General features: G+C 59.8%; 18 protein-coding genes and 1 pseudogene. 13 read left to right on the top strand and 6 right to left on the bottom strand.

Annotation, left to right across the window (positions count from 1 at the left end; translation table 11 throughout):
* Positions 1-11: 11 nt before the first annotated feature.
* The 9 genes and pseudogenes from L1C91_RS08990 to L1C91_RS08950 all read left to right on the top strand — a co-directional run.
* Positions 12-2,348 (top strand): bifunctional lysylphosphatidylglycerol flippase/synthetase MprF, encoded by a 2,337-nt coding sequence (locus tag L1C91_RS08990; RefSeq protein ID WP_234858971.1) that lies wholly within the window; start codon positions 12-14, stop codon positions 2,346-2,348.
* Positions 2,349-2,358: 10 nt separating this feature from the next.
* Entirely contained in the window at positions 2,359-3,258 is a 900-nt protein-coding gene (locus L1C91_RS08985) for a phosphoribosylaminoimidazolesuccinocarboxamide synthase (RefSeq protein WP_234858970.1), read from the top strand.
* A 16-nt stretch (positions 3,259-3,274) separates the two neighbouring features.
* Positions 3,275-5,434 (top strand): S9 family peptidase, encoded by a 2,160-nt coding sequence (locus L1C91_RS08980; RefSeq protein WP_234858969.1) that lies wholly within the window; start codon positions 3,275-3,277, stop codon positions 5,432-5,434.
* A gap of 1 nt (position 5,435) precedes the next feature.
* Positions 5,436-5,693 carry a hypothetical protein gene (locus L1C91_RS08975; RefSeq protein WP_234858968.1) on the top strand — a complete coding sequence of 86 codons (258 nt, stop codon included), beginning with the start codon at positions 5,436-5,438 and terminating at the stop codon, positions 5,691-5,693.
* 73 nt (positions 5,694-5,766) lie between these two features.
* Complete coding sequence (gene purS / locus L1C91_RS08970; protein WP_021012190.1) at positions 5,767-6,009, top strand: phosphoribosylformylglycinamidine synthase subunit PurS; 243 nt, start codon at positions 5,767-5,769, stop codon at positions 6,007-6,009.
* Positions 6,006-6,677 (top strand): phosphoribosylformylglycinamidine synthase subunit PurQ, encoded by a 672-nt coding sequence (purQ, locus tag L1C91_RS08965; protein ID WP_021012189.1) that lies wholly within the window; start codon positions 6,006-6,008, stop codon positions 6,675-6,677. Before purS ends, purQ begins: the two co-directional genes overlap by 4 nt.
* Positions 6,674-8,965 (top strand): phosphoribosylformylglycinamidine synthase subunit PurL, encoded by a 2,292-nt coding sequence (gene purL, locus L1C91_RS08960; RefSeq protein WP_419178736.1) that lies wholly within the window; start codon positions 6,674-6,676, stop codon positions 8,963-8,965. Before purQ ends, purL begins: the two co-directional genes overlap by 4 nt.
* A 270-nt stretch (positions 8,966-9,235) precedes the next feature.
* Positions 9,236-10,516 carry a DUF2254 domain-containing protein gene (locus L1C91_RS08955; protein WP_234858967.1) on the top strand — a complete coding sequence of 427 codons (1,281 nt, stop codon included), beginning with the start codon at positions 9,236-9,238 and terminating at the stop codon, positions 10,514-10,516.
* 174 nt (positions 10,517-10,690) lie between these two features.
* Positions 10,691-11,437: pseudogene (locus tag L1C91_RS08950) on the top strand (MmgE/PrpD family protein); the annotation flags it as partial.
* A gap of 79 nt (positions 11,438-11,516) precedes the next feature.
* Here L1C91_RS08950 and L1C91_RS08945 read toward each other — a convergent pair.
* Together L1C91_RS08945 and L1C91_RS08940 are read right to left on the bottom strand one after the other, a co-directional pair.
* A complete protein-coding gene (locus L1C91_RS08945; RefSeq protein WP_234858966.1) occupies positions 11,517-11,708 on the bottom strand; it encodes a hypothetical protein in 192 nt (63 codons plus the stop codon).
* Between the two features lie 3 nt (positions 11,709-11,711).
* A complete protein-coding gene (locus L1C91_RS08940) occupies positions 11,712-12,713 on the bottom strand; it encodes an acyl-CoA thioesterase (protein ID WP_234858965.1) in 1,002 nt (333 codons plus the stop codon).
* Between the two features lie 30 nt (positions 12,714-12,743).
* Between L1C91_RS08940 and L1C91_RS08935 the strand changes: the two genes are divergently transcribed.
* From L1C91_RS08935 to purM, 3 genes are read left to right on the top strand one after another with little or no spacing between them, the layout of a single operon-like run.
* The gene (locus tag L1C91_RS08935) at positions 12,744-13,100 is read left to right on the top strand and encodes a sterol carrier family protein (protein WP_234858964.1); all 357 of its coding nucleotides are present in this window, start codon (positions 12,744-12,746) and stop codon (positions 13,098-13,100) included.
* Between the two features lie 51 nt (positions 13,101-13,151).
* The gene (gene purF, locus L1C91_RS08930) at positions 13,152-14,678 is read left to right on the top strand and encodes an amidophosphoribosyltransferase (protein ID WP_234858963.1); all 1,527 of its coding nucleotides are present in this window, start codon (positions 13,152-13,154) and stop codon (positions 14,676-14,678) included.
* A complete protein-coding gene (gene purM, locus L1C91_RS08925) occupies positions 14,671-15,729 on the top strand; it encodes a phosphoribosylformylglycinamidine cyclo-ligase (RefSeq protein ID WP_021012183.1) in 1,059 nt (352 codons plus the stop codon). Before purF ends, purM begins: the two co-directional genes overlap by 8 nt.
* A gap of 60 nt (positions 15,730-15,789) precedes the next feature.
* Here the strand turns inward: purM and L1C91_RS08920 are convergent, their stop codons facing one another.
* Both L1C91_RS08920 and ygfZ read right to left on the bottom strand, forming a co-directional pair.
* Positions 15,790-15,996, bottom strand: coding sequence for a DUF3073 domain-containing protein (locus tag L1C91_RS08920; protein ID WP_021012182.1), 207 nt, complete (start codon positions 15,994-15,996; stop codon positions 15,790-15,792).
* A gap of 150 nt (positions 15,997-16,146) precedes the next feature.
* Positions 16,147-17,256 carry a CAF17-like 4Fe-4S cluster assembly/insertion protein YgfZ gene (ygfZ, locus tag L1C91_RS08915; protein WP_234858962.1) on the bottom strand — a complete coding sequence of 370 codons (1,110 nt, stop codon included), beginning with the start codon at positions 17,254-17,256 and terminating at the stop codon, positions 16,147-16,149.
* A gap of 40 nt (positions 17,257-17,296) precedes the next feature.
* On the opposite strand from ygfZ, the gene L1C91_RS08910 reads away from it, so the two are divergent.
* The gene (locus L1C91_RS08910) at positions 17,297-18,130 is read left to right on the top strand and encodes an aminodeoxychorismate lyase (protein ID WP_234858961.1); all 834 of its coding nucleotides are present in this window, start codon (positions 17,297-17,299) and stop codon (positions 18,128-18,130) included.
* A 17-nt stretch (positions 18,131-18,147) separates the two neighbouring features.
* Here the strand turns inward: L1C91_RS08910 and L1C91_RS08905 are convergent, their stop codons facing one another.
* On the bottom strand, positions 18,148-18,807 hold the full coding sequence (locus tag L1C91_RS08905; protein WP_234858960.1) for an FABP family protein: 660 nt from the start codon (positions 18,805-18,807) through the stop codon (positions 18,148-18,150).
* A 24-nt stretch (positions 18,808-18,831) separates the two neighbouring features.
* Entirely contained in the window at positions 18,832-19,593 is a 762-nt protein-coding gene (locus tag L1C91_RS08900; protein ID WP_234858959.1) for an LmeA family phospholipid-binding protein, read from the bottom strand.
* Positions 19,594-19,610 lie beyond the last annotated feature (17 nt).

The raw sequence follows: 19,610 nt of genomic DNA, 5'->3' as shown, positions 1-19,610 counted from the left end.
GGCGCGTGTCGATGAACGCTATACAAAAGGCGGGGCGCGCAGCCGGTTTGGCTCGTACTGCGCGAAGTGCAGTCACAGCGTTGCGCAGGAGTTGGGCGACGGAGCCGGTGTGTTTGGTGGCTCTGGTAGCCATCTGGGTGCTTTATGTGCTCGGGTTGAATACTTCGATAGGTGTCCCGCTGGGGCAGTGGAATCCCTTGAGGATTGTCCTGAGTGGTGCTGCCGCATCCAATGGTGTGACCACAGTGCTCAACACGGTGTCTATCCTGCTGTTCGGAGTCATGGCCGAGCGCACCCTTGGCACGTGGAAGTTCATTGGCGTGGCTGTGCTGACGCAGCTGTGGGCCGGCGTGGTTGGCATGGAGCTCGCATACCTGGTCGCCCAGGCTTCGCCCGTGTGGGGCGAGGAGCTCGACCGCGAAGTATTGTTGACGCCGTCTGTGTGGTTGTTCGGCACGGCCGCGGTTGCGAGCGCGTGGTTGCCGGCGCTGTGGCGTCGGCGTATGCGCGCGGTGCTGGTGGGTATCACCCTGACGCTGTTTATGTACACCGGTGTGCTGGCTGATTTCTCCCGCTTGGTTGCAGTTATTGTCGGTGTTGCTGCAGGTCAGTGGCTTGCGCACGGCAGGGTAAAAGCCTTTTCCTTCCCCCGGATTACATTGCGTGAGTCCCGCATTTTGGTGGCGATGCTTCTTCTGGCGATTGCTGTGGGCCCGCTGTTGGTGGGCCTTAACCATGACGCCGCGGGGCCCCTGGCCAAGGCAGCGATCATCGCAATCACGTGGGATAACGTTGCTGTTTTTGCGAACCTGGCGCCTTTCGCTGTGGTGTTTGTGGTGCTGTCTGCGCTGAGCCGTGGGCGTCGCGTTGCGTGGTGGCTGGCCTTGGGCGTGCAGTTGGTAACTACCGTGCTGCTACTGGTCGGTTTCGTGGCAGTCGGCGGTGAATATGGTTGGTCGCCTGCGCTGGTAGTCAGCGGCATCGGTGTGCTGTTGCCGTGGCTCGTGGGCAGCATCGTGCTGATCGTGCGCAGGAACCTCTTTAGGATCCCGATGCACCGACAGGTGCTTATCACCATGCTGTGGCGGGAGTGCGTTGTTCTAGTCCTGTCGGTAGGTCTGTGGCTACTCATGCAGCTATTTTTCAGCCCCGCTGGGGCGGGCTTCATCGACGTGGTTGATGTTGTGCTGCCACCAGCGGTCACCGATAACGCGGATGCATTGGTCTTGCCTTGCGTGCTGTTTTGGGCGGCGTCATCAATTGTTTTGTACATGGCGCTTGTGGCCCACCCGAACCCAACCGACCAGGCTCAACGCGAACGCATGCGCACCATTTTGCAGTCCGGCGGCGGTGACCACTTGTCGTGGATGACGCTGTGGGACGGCAACGACTATTGGGTTGCTGACGATGCAGACGGTTTTGTTGCCTACCGGCTATCGGCCAACGTGGCCGTGACCTTGGGTGAACCCGTGTGCGGTGCGCAAGGCGATAGGGACGAGCTAGCCCGCCAGTTTGAGGCATTCGCCCAAAACAACGGGTGGACTGTGGCGTGGTATTCCGTGCGACCAGAGTTCCGCGATGCCCTGGAACAACAGGGTTGGCACAGCGTGCAGGTGGCCCAGGAATCAGTGGTTGATTGCCGCGAAGTGAAGTTCACAGGCAAGAAATTCCAAGATGTTCGCACCGCCAGAAACCGGGCCGAAAAAGAAGGCATCCGGGCGGAATGGCTCACGTGGGACAGTGCCGGGCCCGCCTTGCGCGAACGCATCGTAGCGTTGAGCGAAGAGTGGGTATCGGACAAGGCGCTGCCAGAAATGGGCTTCACCTTGGGCGGTATCGACGAGCTCCAAGACCCGCAGGTGCGTCTGCTCGTCGCGCTGGATGAACACGAGCGCGTCCACGGCGTCACCAGCTGGCTGCCCGCCTACCGTGACGGCGAGATCGACGGCTGGGTGCTGGACTTCATGCGCCGCGACCCCTCAGGTTTCCGACCAGTGGTGGAGTTCCTCATCGCCGAGGCTATCGTGGCAGCCAACGAGGCAGGAGTGCCATGGGTGTCGCTATCGGGTGCGCCCCTGGCCCATGGTGGCCCGGACAGTCAGGACAACAAAGAGAACGTGCTGCTGAACGTACTCGACCGGGTCGGCCAGTACCTCGAACCCCTCTACGGGTTTAGGTCTTTGGCCTTTTTCAAAAAGAAGTTCCACCCGGAGCACGTTGCATGGTCACTGTGCTACCAGGACGAACTATCCCTGGCGTCAATTGGTGTGGCTGTCAGCAAGGCCTACGTGCCCCGAATTGGGGCGGGTCAGGTGGTTCACGTGGCACGAGTGTGGGCGCAGGGTTAAACTGCTTTTCATGAGCAATCTTCGCCCGCAGTTGTCCGATTACACCCATGTCAGCGCGGGCAAGGTCCGCGATATTTACCGGATCGACGACGATCACGTGTTGCTGGTCGTCAGCGACCGGATCTCCGCCTACGACTACATCCTGTCCACCCCGATCCCAGACAAGGGGCGGATCCTGACGGCGATGAGCTTCTTCTTCTTCGACGAGATTGCCGCACGCACCGGCTACGCCACCCACGTTGCCGGCGGCCCCGACGACCCCCGCATCCCGCAAGAAGTCCTGGGCCGGGCCATGGTGTGCAAGTCCCTTGAGATGCTTCCGTTTGAGTGCGTTGCCCGCGGCTACCTCACCGGCTCCGGGATGAAAGAATATTCAGCCACCGGCGCAGTATGCGGCGTGGAATTACCCGACGGTCTCGTGGAGGCCTCCAAGCTACCCCAGCCGATCTTCACCCCCGCCACCAAGGCAGAGATCGGCGACCATGACGAAAATGTCACCTTCGATCGCGTCGTCCACGACCTCGGGCGAGAGCGGGCAGAACAGCTCCGCGACGCAACGCTCGAGATCTACAGCACCGCCGCCGACGTCGCAGCTGAACGCGGCGTCATCCTTGCTGATACAAAATTCGAGTTCGGCCTCGACGGCGACATGCTGGTGTTGGGCGACGAAGTGCTCACCCCTGATTCTTCCCGCTACTGGCCAGCCGAAGGCTACGCGCCCGGCAAGGTGCAGCCCAGCTTTGATAAGCAATATGTGCGCGACTGGCTCACCAGCGAAGAATCCGGGTGGGACAAGCAATCCGAGCCGCCAGCACTGCCTGAGGACGTCGTGGCGGCCACCCGTGCCCGCTACATCGAAGCCTACGAGCTGATTTCCGGCAAGAGCTTCGGCGAGTGGATCAAACCCTAGATTAGGATGGGGCAGCGTGAATCACAATGCCCCTAAAGCTGCCCCAGTTGCTAAAAAAGTAGCCCACGTTCGGCGCGCCCACGACTACGAGTTTGTCGACAATTACGAGTGGATGCGTGACAAAGACAGCGTTGACACGCAGGCATACTTAGAGGCAGAAAACGCCTACACGGAATTCAAAACAGCGCAGCTTGCAACCCTGCAAGACAACCTGTTTACAGAATTGAAATCCCGCGTGCAGGAAACAGACATGTCTGTGCCGGTTCGGGTCGAAGAATTCTGGTACTACGACCGGATTGACGAAGGCCAGTCCTATGGCCGTTCCTGCCGCGTGCGCGCAGACCTTGACCCCCGGTGGCAGGACCAGTGGAATCCGCCGGAGGTGAGCGCAGATATGCCCATCGATGGCGAAGAGGTGCTGCTGGACCGCGAAGAATTAGCCAAAGAGCACGAGTTCTTCTCCCTCGGCGGGGCATCCGTGGCCAAGGGCGGACGCTACATGGCTTATACCACCGACACCAGCGGCGACGAACGCTACGACTTGCGGATTAAAGACCTGAACACCGGGGAGCTGTTGCCTGATGCGATTGACGGCATGACCGGTAACTTCGACTGGTTGGGTGACAACTATCTGTTCTACACCCGCTGTGATGAATCGTGGCGCCCCTACCAAGTGTGGCGCCACGTGCTTGGAACGCCGGCGAGCGAAGACCAGCTGGTGTACGAGGAGCCCGATGAGCGTTTCTGGATAGGTGTCGGGGCATCGCGAAGTGAAAAGTTCATGTTCATCGTCGCCGGGTCCAAGCTGACCAGTGAAACCCGCGTGCTGGATTTCGCAGACCCGACCGGAACGTTTAGCGTGGTCAAGCCGCGCGAAGAGGGCGTCGAATACGACGTCAGCGAAGTGTACATCCGCGACACTTGGTGGTGGATGGTCACCCACAATGCGCACGGCCCCAACAGTGAACTTGGGCTGGCACCCATCTTTGATGTCGATGGCTCCTTTGCACAGGTCGACCTCGAGCAGCTCACAGTGCTGGTTGAACACCGCCCCGATGTGCGCCTGCAGGGGGTAGACACATTCAAAAAGCAAGCTATCTTGGGCTACCGCGAATCCGGCGTTGGCAAAGTCGCCCTCTTGAAGCTGCCGGAGCGGGTGGAAGACATCGGCAGCTTTACCCCGATCGAGTTCGATGAGGAACTCTATTCGGTTGGCTTCGCCCAAAACCCCGAGTGGGACAGTCCCGTGCTGCGCATGGTGTACGGCTCCTTCACTACGCCCGCATGCGTGATGAATTATGACGTCGCGACCGGACAGCGCACCGTGCTCAAGCAACAGGAAGTGCTGGGCGGATACAATCCGGCTGACTACCTGGCCGAACGCGTGTGGGTGAGTGCTCGCGACGGTGCCCAGATTCCGGTGTCCTTGGTGCGGCGTGCAGACCTGGATGTCTCGGTTGCCCAACCAACGATGCTCTACGGATACGGTTCCTACGAGGCTTGCGTGGATCCCAGTTTTTCCTGTGCACGTTTGTCGATGTTGGACCGCGGGATGATCATCGCTTACGCCCACGTGCGTGGCGGCGGCGAGATGGGGCGCCTGTGGTACGACGACGGCAAGATCATGAAAAAGCGCAACACCTTTACGGACTTCATTGACGTCGCTGATGCGTTGTTGGAACGCGGCGTCACCACCCGTGAACAATTGGTGGCAGATGGTGGTTCTGCAGGTGGGCTGCTGATGGGTGCCGTGGCGAACATGGGCGGCGACCGCTTCAAGGCGATCTCTGCGAATGTGCCCTTCGTCGATCCTTTGACCTCGATGCTCATGCCCGAGCTGCCGCTGACGGTTGCGGAGTGGGAGGAATGGGGCGACCCGCTGCACAGCAAGGAGGTCTACGACTACATGGCCACCTACGCGCCCTATGAAAACATTGAGGCCAAGCCGTACCCCAATATTTTGGCGACCACATCCCTGAACGACACGCGCGTGTTGTACGTGGAGCCGGCCAAATGGATCGCGAAGCTTCGTGACCTCGCCACGGCGGGCGAATTTTTGTTGAAGACGGAGATGGCAGCGGGCCACGGTGGGGTGTCGGGGCGTTACGAATCGTGGCGTCAGGATTGTTTCGAGCGGGCGTGGATTATCAACCAGGCCACTGGATTGGAGGTTTAGCATGCAGCGTCGTAGCACTGTGGATTTGGCCTCTTACGCTGGCCATGTTGTGTTGGTGACCGCGCCGGGTAGGGACGTGTCCGCCCTGGTGGATGACTATTCGATGCGTGGATTTTTTGCTCTTGATGACGCCGCGTTGGCCGACGGGTCTGCGGAGGTGTTCGACAAGGACGGTGAGCTGCTTGCCCAGTTTGGGACCGGGGTGGATCTCGACGCGGATGAGTTGTTGGATTTGATTGAGGACAACTTACCCCTTTAGCGGGGGGAATCGCGGCACGGACAAGGGTATGCTTGCGGGCGTATCTAGCTGCCCAAATTCAAGGGAGTCATCCGTGGCCCGTGTAGTTGTCAATGTTATGCCGAAGGCAGAAATCCTCGATCCTCAGGGCCAGGCGGTCCAGCGTGCGCTGGGCCGCATTGGTGTTGATGGGGTCAGTGATGTTCGTCAGGGTAAGCGCTTTGTGATTGATGCGCAGCGGGAGCTGTCCGCCGCTGAGCTCGAGGAGCTTGCGTCGAAGTTGCTGGCGAACACTGTGATTGAGGATTACGAGATCATTGTTGAGGGGCAGCAGTGAGCGCAACGATTGGTGTGATCACCTTCCCCGGCACGCTGGATGATGTTGACGCCGCGCGTGCGTCGCGCATCGCGGGGGCGAAGGTTGTGGACTTGTGGCATGCGGACCCTGATCTCAAGGGTGTGGACGCTGTGGTAGTGCCTGGCGGGTTTTCTTATGGTGATTACCTGCGTTCGGGTGCTATTTCTGCGTTGGCTCCGGTGATGCGTTCGGTGGTGGATGCCGCGAACAAGGGCATGCCGGTGTTGGGCATTTGCAATGGTTTCCAGATTTTGACGGAGGCTGGTTTGCTGCCCGGTGCGCTGACCCGCAATGAGGGGCTGCATTTCCACTGTGTGGATACCTACCTGGAGGTTGAGAACAACTCCACGGCATGGACGTCCACTTTGGATAAGGGCCAAAAGATTTTGATCCCGGCGAAGCATGGTGAGGGGCGTTTCCAGGCGTCTGAGGAGACTGTGCGTCAGCTTGAGGACGAAGGCCGGGTGGTGTTCCGCTACACGGATAATTTCAATGGTTCTGTTAACGCGATCGCTGGTGTGTGTTCTGCCAACGGTCGCGTTGTTGGTTTGATGCCGCACCCCGAGCATGCATGTGAGCTGCTCACTGGCCCCTCGCTGGATGGCTTGGAGCTGTTTGTCTCTGTCGTGAAGGAGCTTGAAAAGTGACCCACAATAGCGTGAGTGGTGGCTTGAATGACACCGTGGCGGATGCGGTTGCTTCGCCGGACCTGGAGCAGCCCTATGCTGCCTTGGGTTTGAAAGACGACGAGTACGCCCGCATCAAGGAAATCCTGGGTCGACGCCCCACGGATGCTGAGTTGGCGATGTATTCGGTGATGTGGTCCGAGCACTGCTCGTACAAGTCCTCGAAGACTCACTTGCGTTACTTCGGTAAGACCACGACGGAGGAGATGGGTTCGAAGATCCTCGCCGGCATTGGTGAAAATGCTGGTGTGGTGGATGTCGGCGGCGGCCATGCGGTGACTTTCCGTGTGGAGTCCCACAATCATCCCTCTTATGTGGAGCCTCATCAGGGTGCTGCGACGGGCGTGGGCGGTATTGTCCGCGACATTATGGCTATGGGCGCGCGTCCTATCGCTGTGATGGACCAGTTGCGCTTCGGGCCCGCCGATGCCCCCGATACGCAGCGTGTGCTGCCGGGTGTGGTTGACGGAATCGGTGGTTACGGTAACTGCCTGGGCTTGCCGAACATCGGCGGCGAAACCGTGTTTGATGAGTCCTACGCTGGTAACCCACTGGTCAACGCGCTGTGCGTGGGCACCTTGAAGGTTGAGGACTTGAAGCTGGCGTTCGCTTCGGGTCTGGGCAACAAGGTGATGTTGTTTGGTTCCCGCACCGGCCTTGATGGCATCGGTGGCGTGTCCGTGCTGGCATCCGACACCTTCGAAGATGGTGCCGAGCGCAAGCTTCCTGCGGTTCAGGTCGGTGACCCCTTCGCGGAGAAGGTCTTGATCGAGTGCTGCCTGGACCTCTACCGCGCTGGTGTGGTTGTTGGTATTCAGGACTTGGGTGGTGCGGGCTTGTCGTGTGCGACCTCTGAGCTCGCAGCGTCGGGCGACGGCGGCATGATGGTCAACCTCGATGCTGTGCCTCTGCGCGCGGAGAACATGACGGCAGCGGAGATCCTGTCTTCCGAGTCCCAGGAGCGCATGTGTGCTGTTGTGACCCCGGAAAACGTGGACCGTTTCAAGGAAATCTGTGCCCACTGGGACGTCACTGTCGCCGAGATCGGCGAGGTGACCGACAACGATCACTTGGTGATCACCCACAAGGGCGAGGTCGTGGTGGACGCTCCTGCGCACACCATCGCCAATGAGGGGCCGGAGTACCAGCGCCCCTACGCGCGACCGGAATGGCAGGATGAGCTGCAGCAGTTCCGCGGCGTCAACAAGCCCGAGGACGCCGCAGGTATTCGCCAGGCTGTTATCGACATGGTGTCCTCGCCGGCGCTGTGCTCGCGCGCGTTCATCACGGAGCAGTATGACCGTTACGTTCGTGGCAACACCGTCCAGGCCAAGGATGCGGATGCTGGCGTGCTACGCATTGATGAAGAAACGGGTGCAGGTGTTGCTGTGTCTGCGGACTGCTCCGGTCGCTACACCAAGCTTGATCCGAACATGGGCGCGCGCCTTGCCTTGGCGGAGGCCTACCGCAATGTTGCCTGCACTGGTGCCACGCCGATTGCGGTGACGAACTGCTTGAATTTCGGTTCGCCGGAAAACCCGGATGTCATGTGGCAATTTAAGGAGGCCGTGCATGGTTTGGCGGATGGCTGCCACGAGTTAGGTATTCCGGTGTCCGGCGGCAACGTGTCCTTCTATAACCAGACTGGTGCGGAGCCTATTCTGCCGACCCCAGTTGTGGGTGTCCTCGGCGTGATTGATGACGTCGCGTCGTCGATCGGCACGAAGGCTGCTGCGGGTCAGCAGTTGGTGCTCTTGGGGGAGACGCTCGATGAGTTCGGTGGTTCGATCTGGCAGCAGGTTTCGGGTGCCGGTTTGAACGGTATGCCCCCGGTGGTGGATTTGGGTAATGAACAGCGGCTTGCTGCTTTGTTGTCGGATTCCCGCGGTGTGGTTGCGGCTGCTCACGATGTGTCGGAGGGTGGTTTGAACCAGACGCTGGTGGAGCTGGCTATCAACGCTGGTTGCGGCGTGGTTGTGGACCTGGCTGAGGTTGCCGATGATGCTTTCACTGCATTGTTCTCTGAGTCGGCGTCCCGCGTGGTTGTTGCAATGGATGCGGACAATGTTGGTGGTTTCTTCGCCGCTGCTGAGCAGCATGGTGTGCCTGCGACACTGATTGGCGAGTTGCGTGGCGACAGCTACGACGTTGCTAGTGTGTCCATTCCGATGGATGAGCTGGAGTCTGCGTGGAAGAACACCTTGCCTGAGCTCTTTGGTCACGCTGCTGGTGCGAACTCGGTGGTGTAACCGCACTGCTGGAGGCGTTTAGTCGCTAGGACGAAAAGAGAGGAGCAGCCCACTGTGCTGGTGGGCTGCTCTTTTTGTGCACTTAAGTGCCGCACCCTGGACGCTGTTCCTATTCCAATCGAATTGAGGGGCGATCGCAGCGGTGGCGATAAAGAGCGCTAACCCCGCGAACCCGATACCTAGGAGTTAGTTGCCGAGCTTCCTTTGGTTACTCACACTATCGGTTCTGAACCTGCTTTTCGTTACTTTTTGGTGCTAGGTTGTCACACTGTGAACCCTCTGCGTCAAAAAATACGTCTGGCGGCGGCAACCTTCTGGTTTGTTCCGGCAGCCATGGTGACCGTGTCCATCGTGCTGGCTGAAGCGCTCATCTGGATCGAGAAACGCTTCGGCGTGCCGGAAGGCCTGCTGTTCGTGTACGAGGGAGGCGAGTCGGGTGCCCGCAGTCTTTTGTCGGCGGTCACGGGAGCATCGATCGGTGTTGCTGGCACCGTCTTTTCCATCACTATTGCCGCACTGTCTTCGGTCGTGTCGACCATGGGGCCGCGACTCTTGCACAGCTTCCTCCATGACCGTGGAATCCAAGCTACACTGGGAATGTTCGTCGCCACGTTCGCGCTGTCGCTTTATAGTTTGCGTGCCGTCAGCGGTGGTGCTGAAGGCGAGGACGTGTTTGTCCCTCACTACAACGTGTCTGTTGTCATGTTGTACGCGGCGCTCTGCATCGGTTTCCTGGTGTTTTACATTGGCCATATGGCGCGGTCAATTTCGATGACGCGCGTGGTCAACCTATTGTCAGAGGACCTTCACGAAGCCATCGAGCGCGGAACCAAACTGGCGGAAAAAGACGGGGTTGTGGCGGCACAGCCGCCGGAAGGGTATTTCGAAAGGCATCCCGAATCCCACACTATCCGGGCAGAGCGTGGGGGATATGTGCAGCTCATTGATCATAAGGCCATCGTGAAGGCCGCCGAGGGGCCCGTGGATATCCTAGTGCGCGCCGGGGATCAGGTGATCACGGGGATGCCCATCGCCCGTGTTGACGCCGCGGGGGATCCTGTGAGCTCGAACATCATCATCGGCGCTGAGCGTGATGATGTTCAAGACCTGGAGTTTTCTATCCGCCAGTTGTTGGAGGTGGCGGTGAGGGCTTTGAGTCCCGGTACTAATGATCCGTTCACGGCTATGGATGTGATCGATCGATTCGCTGAAGTACTGGCACGATTGCGTGACCGCAAACTTCCAGATGGCTTGGTATATGAGGGCTCTCATCTGGTGATGCGGTACTCGGTGAGTACCTTCGAGGGGATCGTCGATGCGATGTTCGAGCAGATTCGTCAGAATGCTGCGGGCACCGTCGCGGTGTATGCGCATTTGCTTGAGGCCTACGCCAGGTTGTGTGGGGTGATCTCGGATCCGGCGCGCGTGGCGCACCTTCAGTATCACGCGGCTTTGGTGCACTCGGATGCTCAGCGGTTGGTGGAGTCGGTGGCGGATCGCAAGGCCCTGGACGATGCCTACGCGGCGTCCGCTTTCTACCCCCAGGCTTGAGCGCGCACACGCGGCAGCCGCCCCACTGCGACGCGTGTGAACTGCTTTTTTAAAAAGAACTTGCAGGTTGGGGCTAAACATTCCGCAAAAATTTGCAACTGTAACCCCTCGAAAACGCCCGTCGCGCCTACCTAGTCTCGCATATAACCCAGCCAACATTTTGCAGGAGGTTATATACTCAACCACACAGTTCCGACGCGGCGATCCGCAGAGGACTTCCCATACGAAGACCATCTAGCCCACGCCATAGCCCGCGTGGCAACCGACCCTGTAGAGGTCGACGCAGCGGTCGAAGAGATGATCATCAACCGCATCATCGACAACGCCGCGGTATCGGCAGCATCAGTAGCTAGGCGGCCCGTGACCGTCGCCCGAGAACAAGCCACAGCACACCCCACCCCCGGTGGCGCGGCAGTGTTCGGCATCCCCGGCGCTTACTCGACTGAATGGGCAGCCTGGGCAAACGGAGTCGCGGTGCGTGAACTAGACTTCCATGACACTTTCCTCGCCGCGGACTGCTCGCACCCTGGTGACAAGATCCCTGCGACTGTCGCCGCAATACAAACTAAAAAGCTGCATGGTCGCGACGTCATACGTGAGCTCGCAACCGCCTATGAAATCCAGGTTGACCTGGTGCGAGGCATCTGCCTTCACGATCACAAGATCGACCATGTTGCGCACCTAGGTCCGTCCGTAGCGGCAGGACTAGGGACACTGTTGGGCCTCGATAGCGACACCATCTATCAAGCGATTGGCCAGGCGCTTCACACCACCACAGCAACCCGTCAGTCCCGCAAAGGCCACATCTCTTCGTGGAAAGCCTTTGCGCCCGCTTTCGCCGGAAAAATGGGAATTGAGGCCGTCGATCGGGCAATGCGTGGCGAAGGGGCACCCGTACCCATTTGGGAGGGTGAAGATGGCTTTAAGGTATCGACGTAACGCACGAAGCCCCGGCACTCAACACGGCATACGCAGCGGTCAGAGTGCCGGGGCTTTCGATTTAGTCGATATGGCGGCCGGTGCGCAGCTCCCAGTAGCGGAACGCAAGCCACCCGATGAACCCCAGCACACCCGTCAAAAGCACCAAGAAGGATAGAACGACGCAACGCAGAGTGCTCGACTTATCCTGAAGTTCGCGCACCAGCACGATGGTGGCGAAGATGATCCCCATGATCATGAATGCGGTTTCCATGGACTATTCCCCGATCTCTGCTTCGTAGATCAGTTTTTCTTTCCTGCTGATCAGTGGCAGCGGGCGGTATTCCATCCGCAGTTCACGCAGCACCGCAGCGTGCCCGGAAAGACGTTGGTCTTCCTCCGTTCGCGGTACGAATTGGCGCGCGGGAAGTGCGTTGCCGTCGATATCAATACCGACGTAGGTGATCGAAGCGTGGATGGCGGTCTGCAGCCCGGTGCGGCCATCAGCAGGCAGGCCACTGCGTACATGCACGCTGACCTGCATAGAGCGGGCGTCGGTGCGCAGCATGCGGGCGTCCACCTCGATCAAATCACCGATCTGGATGGGGCGGTAGAAGCGGATACCACCGGCATACACCGCCACCGTGGATTCTCCCGACCATTCCATGGTGCAGGCTGTTGCGGCCTCATCGATCCATTCCATCGCCGTGCCGCCGTGGACTTTGCCGCCCCAGTTGACGTCGGTGGGCTTGGCCAAAAAGCGGGTGATCATTCTAGGAGCATCAGAGGGGCCGTTGTAGGTCTGCTTCTCCATTTCGGCCTCGATGGCTTTGCGCAGCTCAATACGGGACTTGGCCGCCTCAAACACGCGCTGTTCTTCATCATTGCGGGGGGTGAATGTGGGCACCTGCATAGGCTTGCCGCTGACTGGGTCCTTGGCGACGAAGATCACCAGGCAGTCGCATGCTCTGGTAAACACTCCTTCCCTCGGGTCCGCGGAAAGCACCTCGTTAATAATGTGCATGGATGAGCGACCGGTCATCGCGATGCGCGAGCGCACCTCGACGATGTGCCCAGACGGGATCGGCCGGGTGAAGTGAATATGGCCGACGTAAGCGGTCACACAGTAGGCCCCGGACCAGCCGACGGCGCACGCGTAGGCCGCCTTGTCGATCCATTCGAGCACGCGCCCGCCACCGACTCCATGGGCTCCAGCCATGATGATGTCAGTGGGGGCAGCGAGGAAACGAAGAGTTACTTCGGGGGAGCGCGTAGACATAGCTCAATAGTCTATCTATCTTTGATTGCTATGTCCGCGCACAACCCTCCTTCCATCAACCAACAGGTCGCATCTTGGGCCCGTGGCGCCGCCGAGACCCCCTCGCGTAGCCTGCTGGCCTCCGCGGTGCGTGAGACAGTGGCCTACGCGGCGTCATTACGCCCGGGAAAGTCCGTTGAGCTGCGCGTTCCTCCTTTTGCTGCCGCTCAATTGATCGACGGCCCGGCGCACAAGCGCGGAACCCCACCCAATGTTGTTGAAGTCTCGCCCAAGGATTGGATCCTGTGTGTGCTGGGCGAACAGACAATTAATGATGCCGCTTCGGCCTCACTGTCCGGCACGCGCGCGGGCGAAGTACAGTCGGTGCTGGATCGCATGGCGGGTTAGCCGGGGGTATCAAGTCGCAATAGTGCAGCGGGGGCTATACGATGTGTTTTTGTGTCGACAGTTGATGAACTTGAGGCTCCTCCACGCGAGGAATGCGGTGTCTTTGGGGTGTGGGCGCCGGGTGAAGACGTATCCAAACTGACTTACTACGGCTTGTATGCCCTCCAGCACCGTGGGCAAGAGGCAGCCGGCTTAGCTGTAGGCGACGGAGACCAGATCGTGGTGTTTAAAGACCTCGGTCTGGTCTCCCAAGTCTTTGATGAGCAAACCTTGGATGCTTTGAAGGGGCATGTGGCGGTGGGGCACACCCGTTACGCCACCGCCGGAGGTGCGTGCTGGGAAAATGCCCAGCCGATGTTTCGCATGGCGCCAGACGGCACTGATATTGCCTTGGGCCACAACGGTAACCTCGTGAATTTCCGCGAGCTGTTGGTAGAAGCCGCAACCAAGGGGCTGGTTGATAAGCGCTGGGCCGACCCGGAGGCGTTGAGCGCACGCGGGGCTGATGGCGCCAATGAGGTCACCGCGCCCAGTGACTCGGACGTGATGTGTGCACTTTTGTCTGATGGTGTGCGCGACGGCCGAAGCGTCATTGATTCTGCAATGGATCTTTTGCCGCGCCTCCAGGGTGCTTTCTGCCTGTGCTTTACCGACGGCACGGCTCTTTATGCTGCTCGTGATCCTTTCGGCGTGCGGCCCCTGGCTATCGGCCGACTGGAGCGCGGCTGGGTTGTCGCCTCGGAGACCGCGGCATTGGACATCGTTGGTGCTTCCTTCGTCCGCGAGGTGGAGCCCGGCGAGCTTATCCGCATCGACGGGGCGGGTGTGCACACGCAGCGCTTCGCAGAAACCACCCACAAGGGGTGCGTGTTCGAATATGTCTACCTCGCCCGCCCCGACTCCGTTATCCGTGGGCGCGCCGTCAACGCCACCCGCGTGGAAATTGGTCGACTGCTGGCTAAGGAAGCGCCTGCCGAAGGCGACATGGTCATCCCCGTGCCTGATTCCGGTACTCCTGCGGCCGTGGGCTACGCCCAAGGCAGCGGCATTCCTTATGGTCAAGGCTTGGTGAAAAACGCCTACGTTGGCCGCACCTTCATCCAACCCTCCCAGACCATCCGCCAGCTGGGCATCCGCCTGAAGCTCAACCCTTTGCGAGAGGTCATTCGGGACAAGCGTCTTGTTGTTGTCGACGACTCGATCGTGCGCGGCAACACCCAGCGTGCGCTGATCCGCATGCTTCGCGAAGCCGGCGCAGCGGAAGTACATGTCCGCATTGCCTCACCGCCGGTGAAGTGGCCGTGCTTCTACGGCATCGATTTCGCCTCACCTGGCGAGCTGCTGGCCAACTGCGTTGCCGGCAATGACTATGACGCCATGGTGGACGCTGTATGCACCGCCATCGGCGCGGACTCCTTAGGCTTCGTCTCCGTGGATTCCATGGTGGAGGCCTCCCGCCAAGACCGCGCGCAACTGTGCTGCGCCTGTTTCGACGGGATCTACCCGCTAGGCATGCCCCAAGGGGATGCGAACGCTGAACTTGTTCACCGAATGCAGAAAGAAAACAACCGTGTCTGAAAACCAACTCAACGCTGACCAGTCCGTGTCTTACGCTGCAGCCGGTGTCGATATCGAAGCCGGCGACCGCGCGGTAGAGCTGTTTGCACCCCACGCCAAGCGTGCGACCCGACCTGAGGTTCGGGGTGGACTCGGCGGTTTCGCAGGACTGTTCGCCCTCGGCAAGTACAACAAGCCCCTCCTCGCGGCAGGTAGCGACGGCGTGGGCACCAAGCTTGCCGTTGCGCAGGCCATGGATGTGCACAACACCATCGGCATCGACCTGGTCGCCATGTGCGTAGACGACCTAGTCGTATGCGGCGCTGAGCCCTTGTTCCTTCAGGACTACATTGCTATCGGCAAGGTCGTGCCTGAGCACGTTGCGGAAATCGTCGAAGGCATTGCAGAAGGCTGCGTCCGCGCCGGCTGCGCATTGCTCGGTGGCGAAACCGCAGAGCACCCCGGCGTAATGGAGGCCGGACACTACGACGTGTCCGCCACTGCAGTCGGCGTCGTTGAGGAAGATGAAGTCCTCGGACCGCAGCGTGTCCGCGCAGGGGATGCAATCATCGCGATGGCAAGCTCCGGCCTGCACTCCAACGGCTACTCCCTGGCCCGCCACGTCCTGCTGGAAAAGGCCGGACTGCCGCTCGATGGATACATGGACGAGCTCGGCCGCACCCTGGGCGAAGAACTCCTTGAGCCCACCCGCATCTACGCCAAGGATTGCCTGGCGCTCGCCGCCGAATGCGATGTGCGTACCTTCTGCCATGTCACCGGTGGGGGATTGGTCGGCAACATGGTCCGCATCATCCCCGAAGGTCTCGTGGCGACCATGCACCGCAACACCTGGGAACCGCAGCAGATCTTCCGCACCATCGCCCGCTACGGCAAGGTGCCGCAGGAAGAGATGGAAAAAACCTTCAACATGGGCGTCGGCATGGTCGCCATTGTCGCACCCGAAGACCGCGACCGCGCACTGGCTATGCTCACCGCACGCCACATGGATGCCTGGGAGCTAGGAACCGTGCGCGAAGCTGCCGAAGGCGAAGCCCGCGCAGAACTGATCTAAAAGGCAGCAAAAAAAGGGGAGCAGCTTTTAAAAAGCTGCTCCCCTTTTTTTAAAACAGACCTAGTCTTTTTCGATCACGTCGGCCCATTCTTCGTACAGGGCCTGATCGAAATCTGGGGCTTCGTAATCATCAGCGTAAGAGCTGTTGTTGCCTTCAGACTTACCAGCGAGTTCACGCTGGAGGGAATCCAGGTCCATATTAGGGATGTTGTACTTAAGCTGGCGTGCTACCTTGGCCTGCTTTGCCTTCGCGCGACCGCGACCCATGGGCTAAACCCCCTTGGCATGAGCGGAACGCGTGGGCTTTATGCGCGTTCCGGATGAGAGATTCAATACGTTTTATTCCTAGGGAACACAATAGCCTACAAGTGCCCACAACGCTAACATGCCCCCGTCTAGACGTGTGACCTGTGCAAATTAGTTGCCGCCACGGAGCCTTTCGATAGCTTCGCGGCCCGCGCCCTTCGTCTCCGCCAAGTCTGCCGTGTCCGTTTCGACGCTCAGGGCGCACTCCCCAGCGGCCAGCTGCTTGCCCACGGCAGACCGCTTCAGCAGAGCCAGCCCAATGGGGCCAAAATCGGCGTGGTCGACCACGGTGCCCAGTACTCCCACGGAGCGCGTGCCGCCAGCAGTGATCGGCGTGCCCGGAGCAGGAAGTTCCGGCACAGATCCATCCAGATACACCTGCACAAGTGTTCGGGGTGAACGCCCAAGGAAGTGCACGCGGGCAACAGTTTCCTGCCCCCGGTAGCAGCCCTTGTCGAAATGTACGGCACGCTGGTCTTTAACAAAAGCATAGACCTCGTGCGGGATGGTTGTCGCGTCGGTATCCACACCGACCTCCGGCATCACAGTCATCACGCGTTCTGCTTCCCAGGCCATCAAGCCGGCCAGCCGATAGCCCTGCTCCACCAACAATGACGCCGCGTCGGGCAACGCACTGCGCTCAACAAGCAGGTCGGTGACCAACGGCCCAGGGGCCACCCCAAGGGGGTAGCTGGCGCTGGCAACGCAGCAATCCAGTGGATCAGCAGGGGAGTCGGACACAACAGTCAGGATTGCTAGGTCAGTGATTTCAATCTGAACGTCCGACCAGAAGATCATTTTTTGCAGGTAGTCGAACAATTCTTGGGAGCCTGCACGGGCACACTCCACATACACCTCATCCCCCACGGACCATACCGCCATGTGCTGCAGCACCCGGCCCTGTGCATCCAGATTCAACGCCTCCCGACGCTGGGCCCACCCGGCGTCATCACTGTTGTTGGACGCTACAAGATCGTCGAGCTTCTGGCTTAGTAAATTGTTCAAAAAACTAAGCCGATCAGAGCCAGTAACCTTCGCGACAACCCGATCGCTACGATCCACCACGAAAGGCGCACGCTGCTCCACCAGCGGATCCCCGTAATGCCAGGCGACGCCCCGCGGGGCATCTTGGTTATCCACGGGCAGTTTGACCCCCGGTATACGGCACGCAACCTCTGGGTCCAACAGTGCGGAACGGTACTCAGGCGAGATAATAGTCACCCGGCCAGTGTAAACCGCTGGCTTTTGACATACTGAAAGTATGCAAAAACCCCCGGTGATTGTGCTCGTCGAACCCTTCGGCGGATCGATGCGACTACACAACCCCACCATGCCCCATATCTTCTTCGACGACGCCAGCGTCACCCGTGGCGACGGCATCTTCGAAACACTGCGCGTCACAAACAATGAGGCCTGCGAATTCGACGCGCACGCCAAACGCTTCGCCCGCTCGGCCCAAGCCCTCGACCTGCCACACCCCGATGCTCAACTGTGGAAGAAAGCAACCGACCTAGCTTTAAGCCAATGGGGGCAAGACGAAGGCCGCATGGTCTGGACACTGTCCCGCGGGCGGGCAAGCACCGGGGTCGCCACCGCATGGTGCGTCATCTACCCCCTAGAACAAAGCACACTCCACCAGCGCGAACATGGGGTGCGCTGCATGCTGCTACCCAAGGGGCAAGCAAGCGCACTCGGTGCTAAAACACTGGCATACGCCGACACCATGGCAGCCGTGCGATACGCGCAATCGCAGGGCTATGACGACGTCATTTTCACCCACAAAGGCCTTTTGCTGGAAGGTTCCACATCCTCGCTGATCACGGTCAAAGGCAAAAAGCTGCGCACCCCCGAAGCCAAAGGGATCCTGGAATCCACCACCCAACGCCGCGTATTCGATTACGCCGAAAAACATGGGTGGAAGGTCAAACAGCGCCCCATGGAACTGGAGCACATCCTCGGCGCAGACAGCGTGTGGTTGGTGAGCTCCTCGCGCGGACCGGTGCTGGTCACGGCTGTCGACGAGCACCCCACCAGTACACACAAGGCTGCAAATAAACAAGCCCGAGCGCTACTAAATGCAGCGCTGGGCTTCTAGCCAGCGAGAAACGACGACTAGCCGATGACGCGGCGTAGCTCGGCTGACATGTATGGCTTCATCTCGCCGTCGATCAGCCGCTCATCGACCCACCCCAGGTCAGCGGTCGGCATCAAACCATACAGGCGCTTGCCCGGGCCCAGCTTCTCCGGACCGGTTGCGGTCACCATGGTCGATGCGCTCTCCAGCTGCCACGCGCGCTCATTGAAGGGCTCGCCGTAAAAAATCTCCACAGCGCCCACAGAGTTAACGCAGGTGAATTCGATTTCGTCCTTCTCGGAAATCCTCCAAAAGCCCTTCTCGCGGATTTCCTCCATGGAAGGATCGTGGTTGCCTTCCTCGTCGAGCTTCCATTGGCGGGATTCGTAGCTCAAATAGTTGTGGCCATTGTGGGCAAAAATGATCTCTTGGCCAAAGTTGAAGGCGCCGTGGATGGGGCTATCGGCTTGGCCTTCACCGCGCCATACGCCGACTAAGGGCAGCAGGGCGAGCAAACCATCGTGGAGGTTGGGGCCAAGGCGAAGGTTGGCGGTGTCATCCGGCACAGGCAGTTCACCCAGGCCAGGGATGTTTCGGCCGGCGGTTTCTTTGGCGATCTCCGCAGCCAAGTCGATGGCGGCGTTGGCGGCGCCGCTCAAGGGGGAACCGGGGGTGGTGTTCTCGGAAGAATCAGTCATGGGCTCTAGCATAGCGCCCGGGGATTAACGCACTCCCATGGGAGACAACAGCTCTGGGCGGAATTGGACTTGCCTGAGTTCGCTGGAAATAAAAATCGATCCGCCGCCGCACACCACCTGGCTGGCCTGCTTGAGTAGGGGCAGGTCGCGACTGTCGACTGACCAGGTGAAAGAGTTCATGATTTTTGTACGCACAGATTCTGGGTCTTGCGCCTGCTCCATGTCGGGGGAGTCGATGATCGACACCGGCCGCATAGTTATTTCACCATCGTGAATACGCAGGTCGACCAGGACGACGACGGGCTGGTCGAACCCGACGGGTGTGCCTTTCAATTGCGCCTGTGCCTGCGGCGAAGCCTGCGGCGAGATGTCCTTCGGGTTGGTGATGTCCAGGTCGGTGATGCCCAACTGCGCACCCAGGGCCACACCGTCCAGGCGCAGCGTACGTTTGGCGATCTCCACGTCCGCCCCGGTGTAGTCGCCGCTAAAAACCTGTTCGGGGGTGACTTCGATGGTACGCAGCTCCGTGCGGGAGTTCATCATCCCGAACCCCGGAACATCCACGTCAAGGACTTCCGAGGACATCATGGGGATATCTCCGGTGGCCACCGCAAGCAGGTAGGGGAAACCGCCGATGTAGACCGCGGGCTCGACCTCCAGGTTGAAGGAATCCTCCAATTGGGTGGACAGGCGGTGTTCGAAGGTGGTTGAGATGCCCGTGTCGACCACCCAGCCGAGCGTGCCTAGGGCTGCGATGGACAGCAGGGCGATCTGGTATTTCTTCACGTTATTATTTGTACCCC

The organism is Corynebacterium argentoratense (assembly GCF_021491455.1).
Classification (GTDB): domain Bacteria; phylum Actinomycetota; class Actinomycetes; order Mycobacteriales; family Mycobacteriaceae; genus Corynebacterium; species Corynebacterium argentoratense_A.
The sequence above is the reverse complement of the archived record's forward strand: the minus strand, read 5'-3'. Positions and strand labels throughout refer to the sequence as shown.

What these genes read in the sequence shown, in the direction of transcription:
- L1C91_RS08985 (WP_234858970.1), top strand. Translation starts at nt 2,359, where the DNA reads ATGAGCAATCTTCGCCCGCAGTTGTCCGATTACACCCATGTCAGCGCG.
- L1C91_RS08920 (WP_021012182.1), bottom strand. Translation starts at nt 15,996, where the DNA reads ATGGGTCGCGGTCGCGCGAAGGCAAAGCAGGCCAAGGTAGCACGCCAG.
- L1C91_RS08945 (WP_234858966.1), bottom strand. Translation starts at nt 11,708, where the DNA reads ATGGAAACCGCATTCATGATCATGGGGATCATCTTCGCCACCATCGTG.
- L1C91_RS08975 (WP_234858968.1), top strand. Translation starts at nt 5,436, where the DNA reads ATGCAGCGTCGTAGCACTGTGGATTTGGCCTCTTACGCTGGCCATGTT.
- L1C91_RS08905 (WP_234858960.1), bottom strand. Translation starts at nt 18,807, where the DNA reads ATGACTGATTCTTCCGAGAACACCACCCCCGGTTCCCCCTTGAGCGGC.
- L1C91_RS08940 (WP_234858965.1), bottom strand. Translation starts at nt 12,713, where the DNA reads ATGTCTACGCGCTCCCCCGAAGTAACTCTTCGTTTCCTCGCTGCCCCC.
- L1C91_RS08910 (WP_234858961.1), top strand. Translation starts at nt 17,297, where the DNA reads ATGCAAAAACCCCCGGTGATTGTGCTCGTCGAACCCTTCGGCGGATCG.
- L1C91_RS08990 (WP_234858971.1), top strand. Translation starts at nt 12, where the DNA reads ATGAACGCTATACAAAAGGCGGGGCGCGCAGCCGGTTTGGCTCGTACT.
- L1C91_RS08935 (WP_234858964.1), top strand. Translation starts at nt 12,744, where the DNA reads ATGTCCGCGCACAACCCTCCTTCCATCAACCAACAGGTCGCATCTTGG.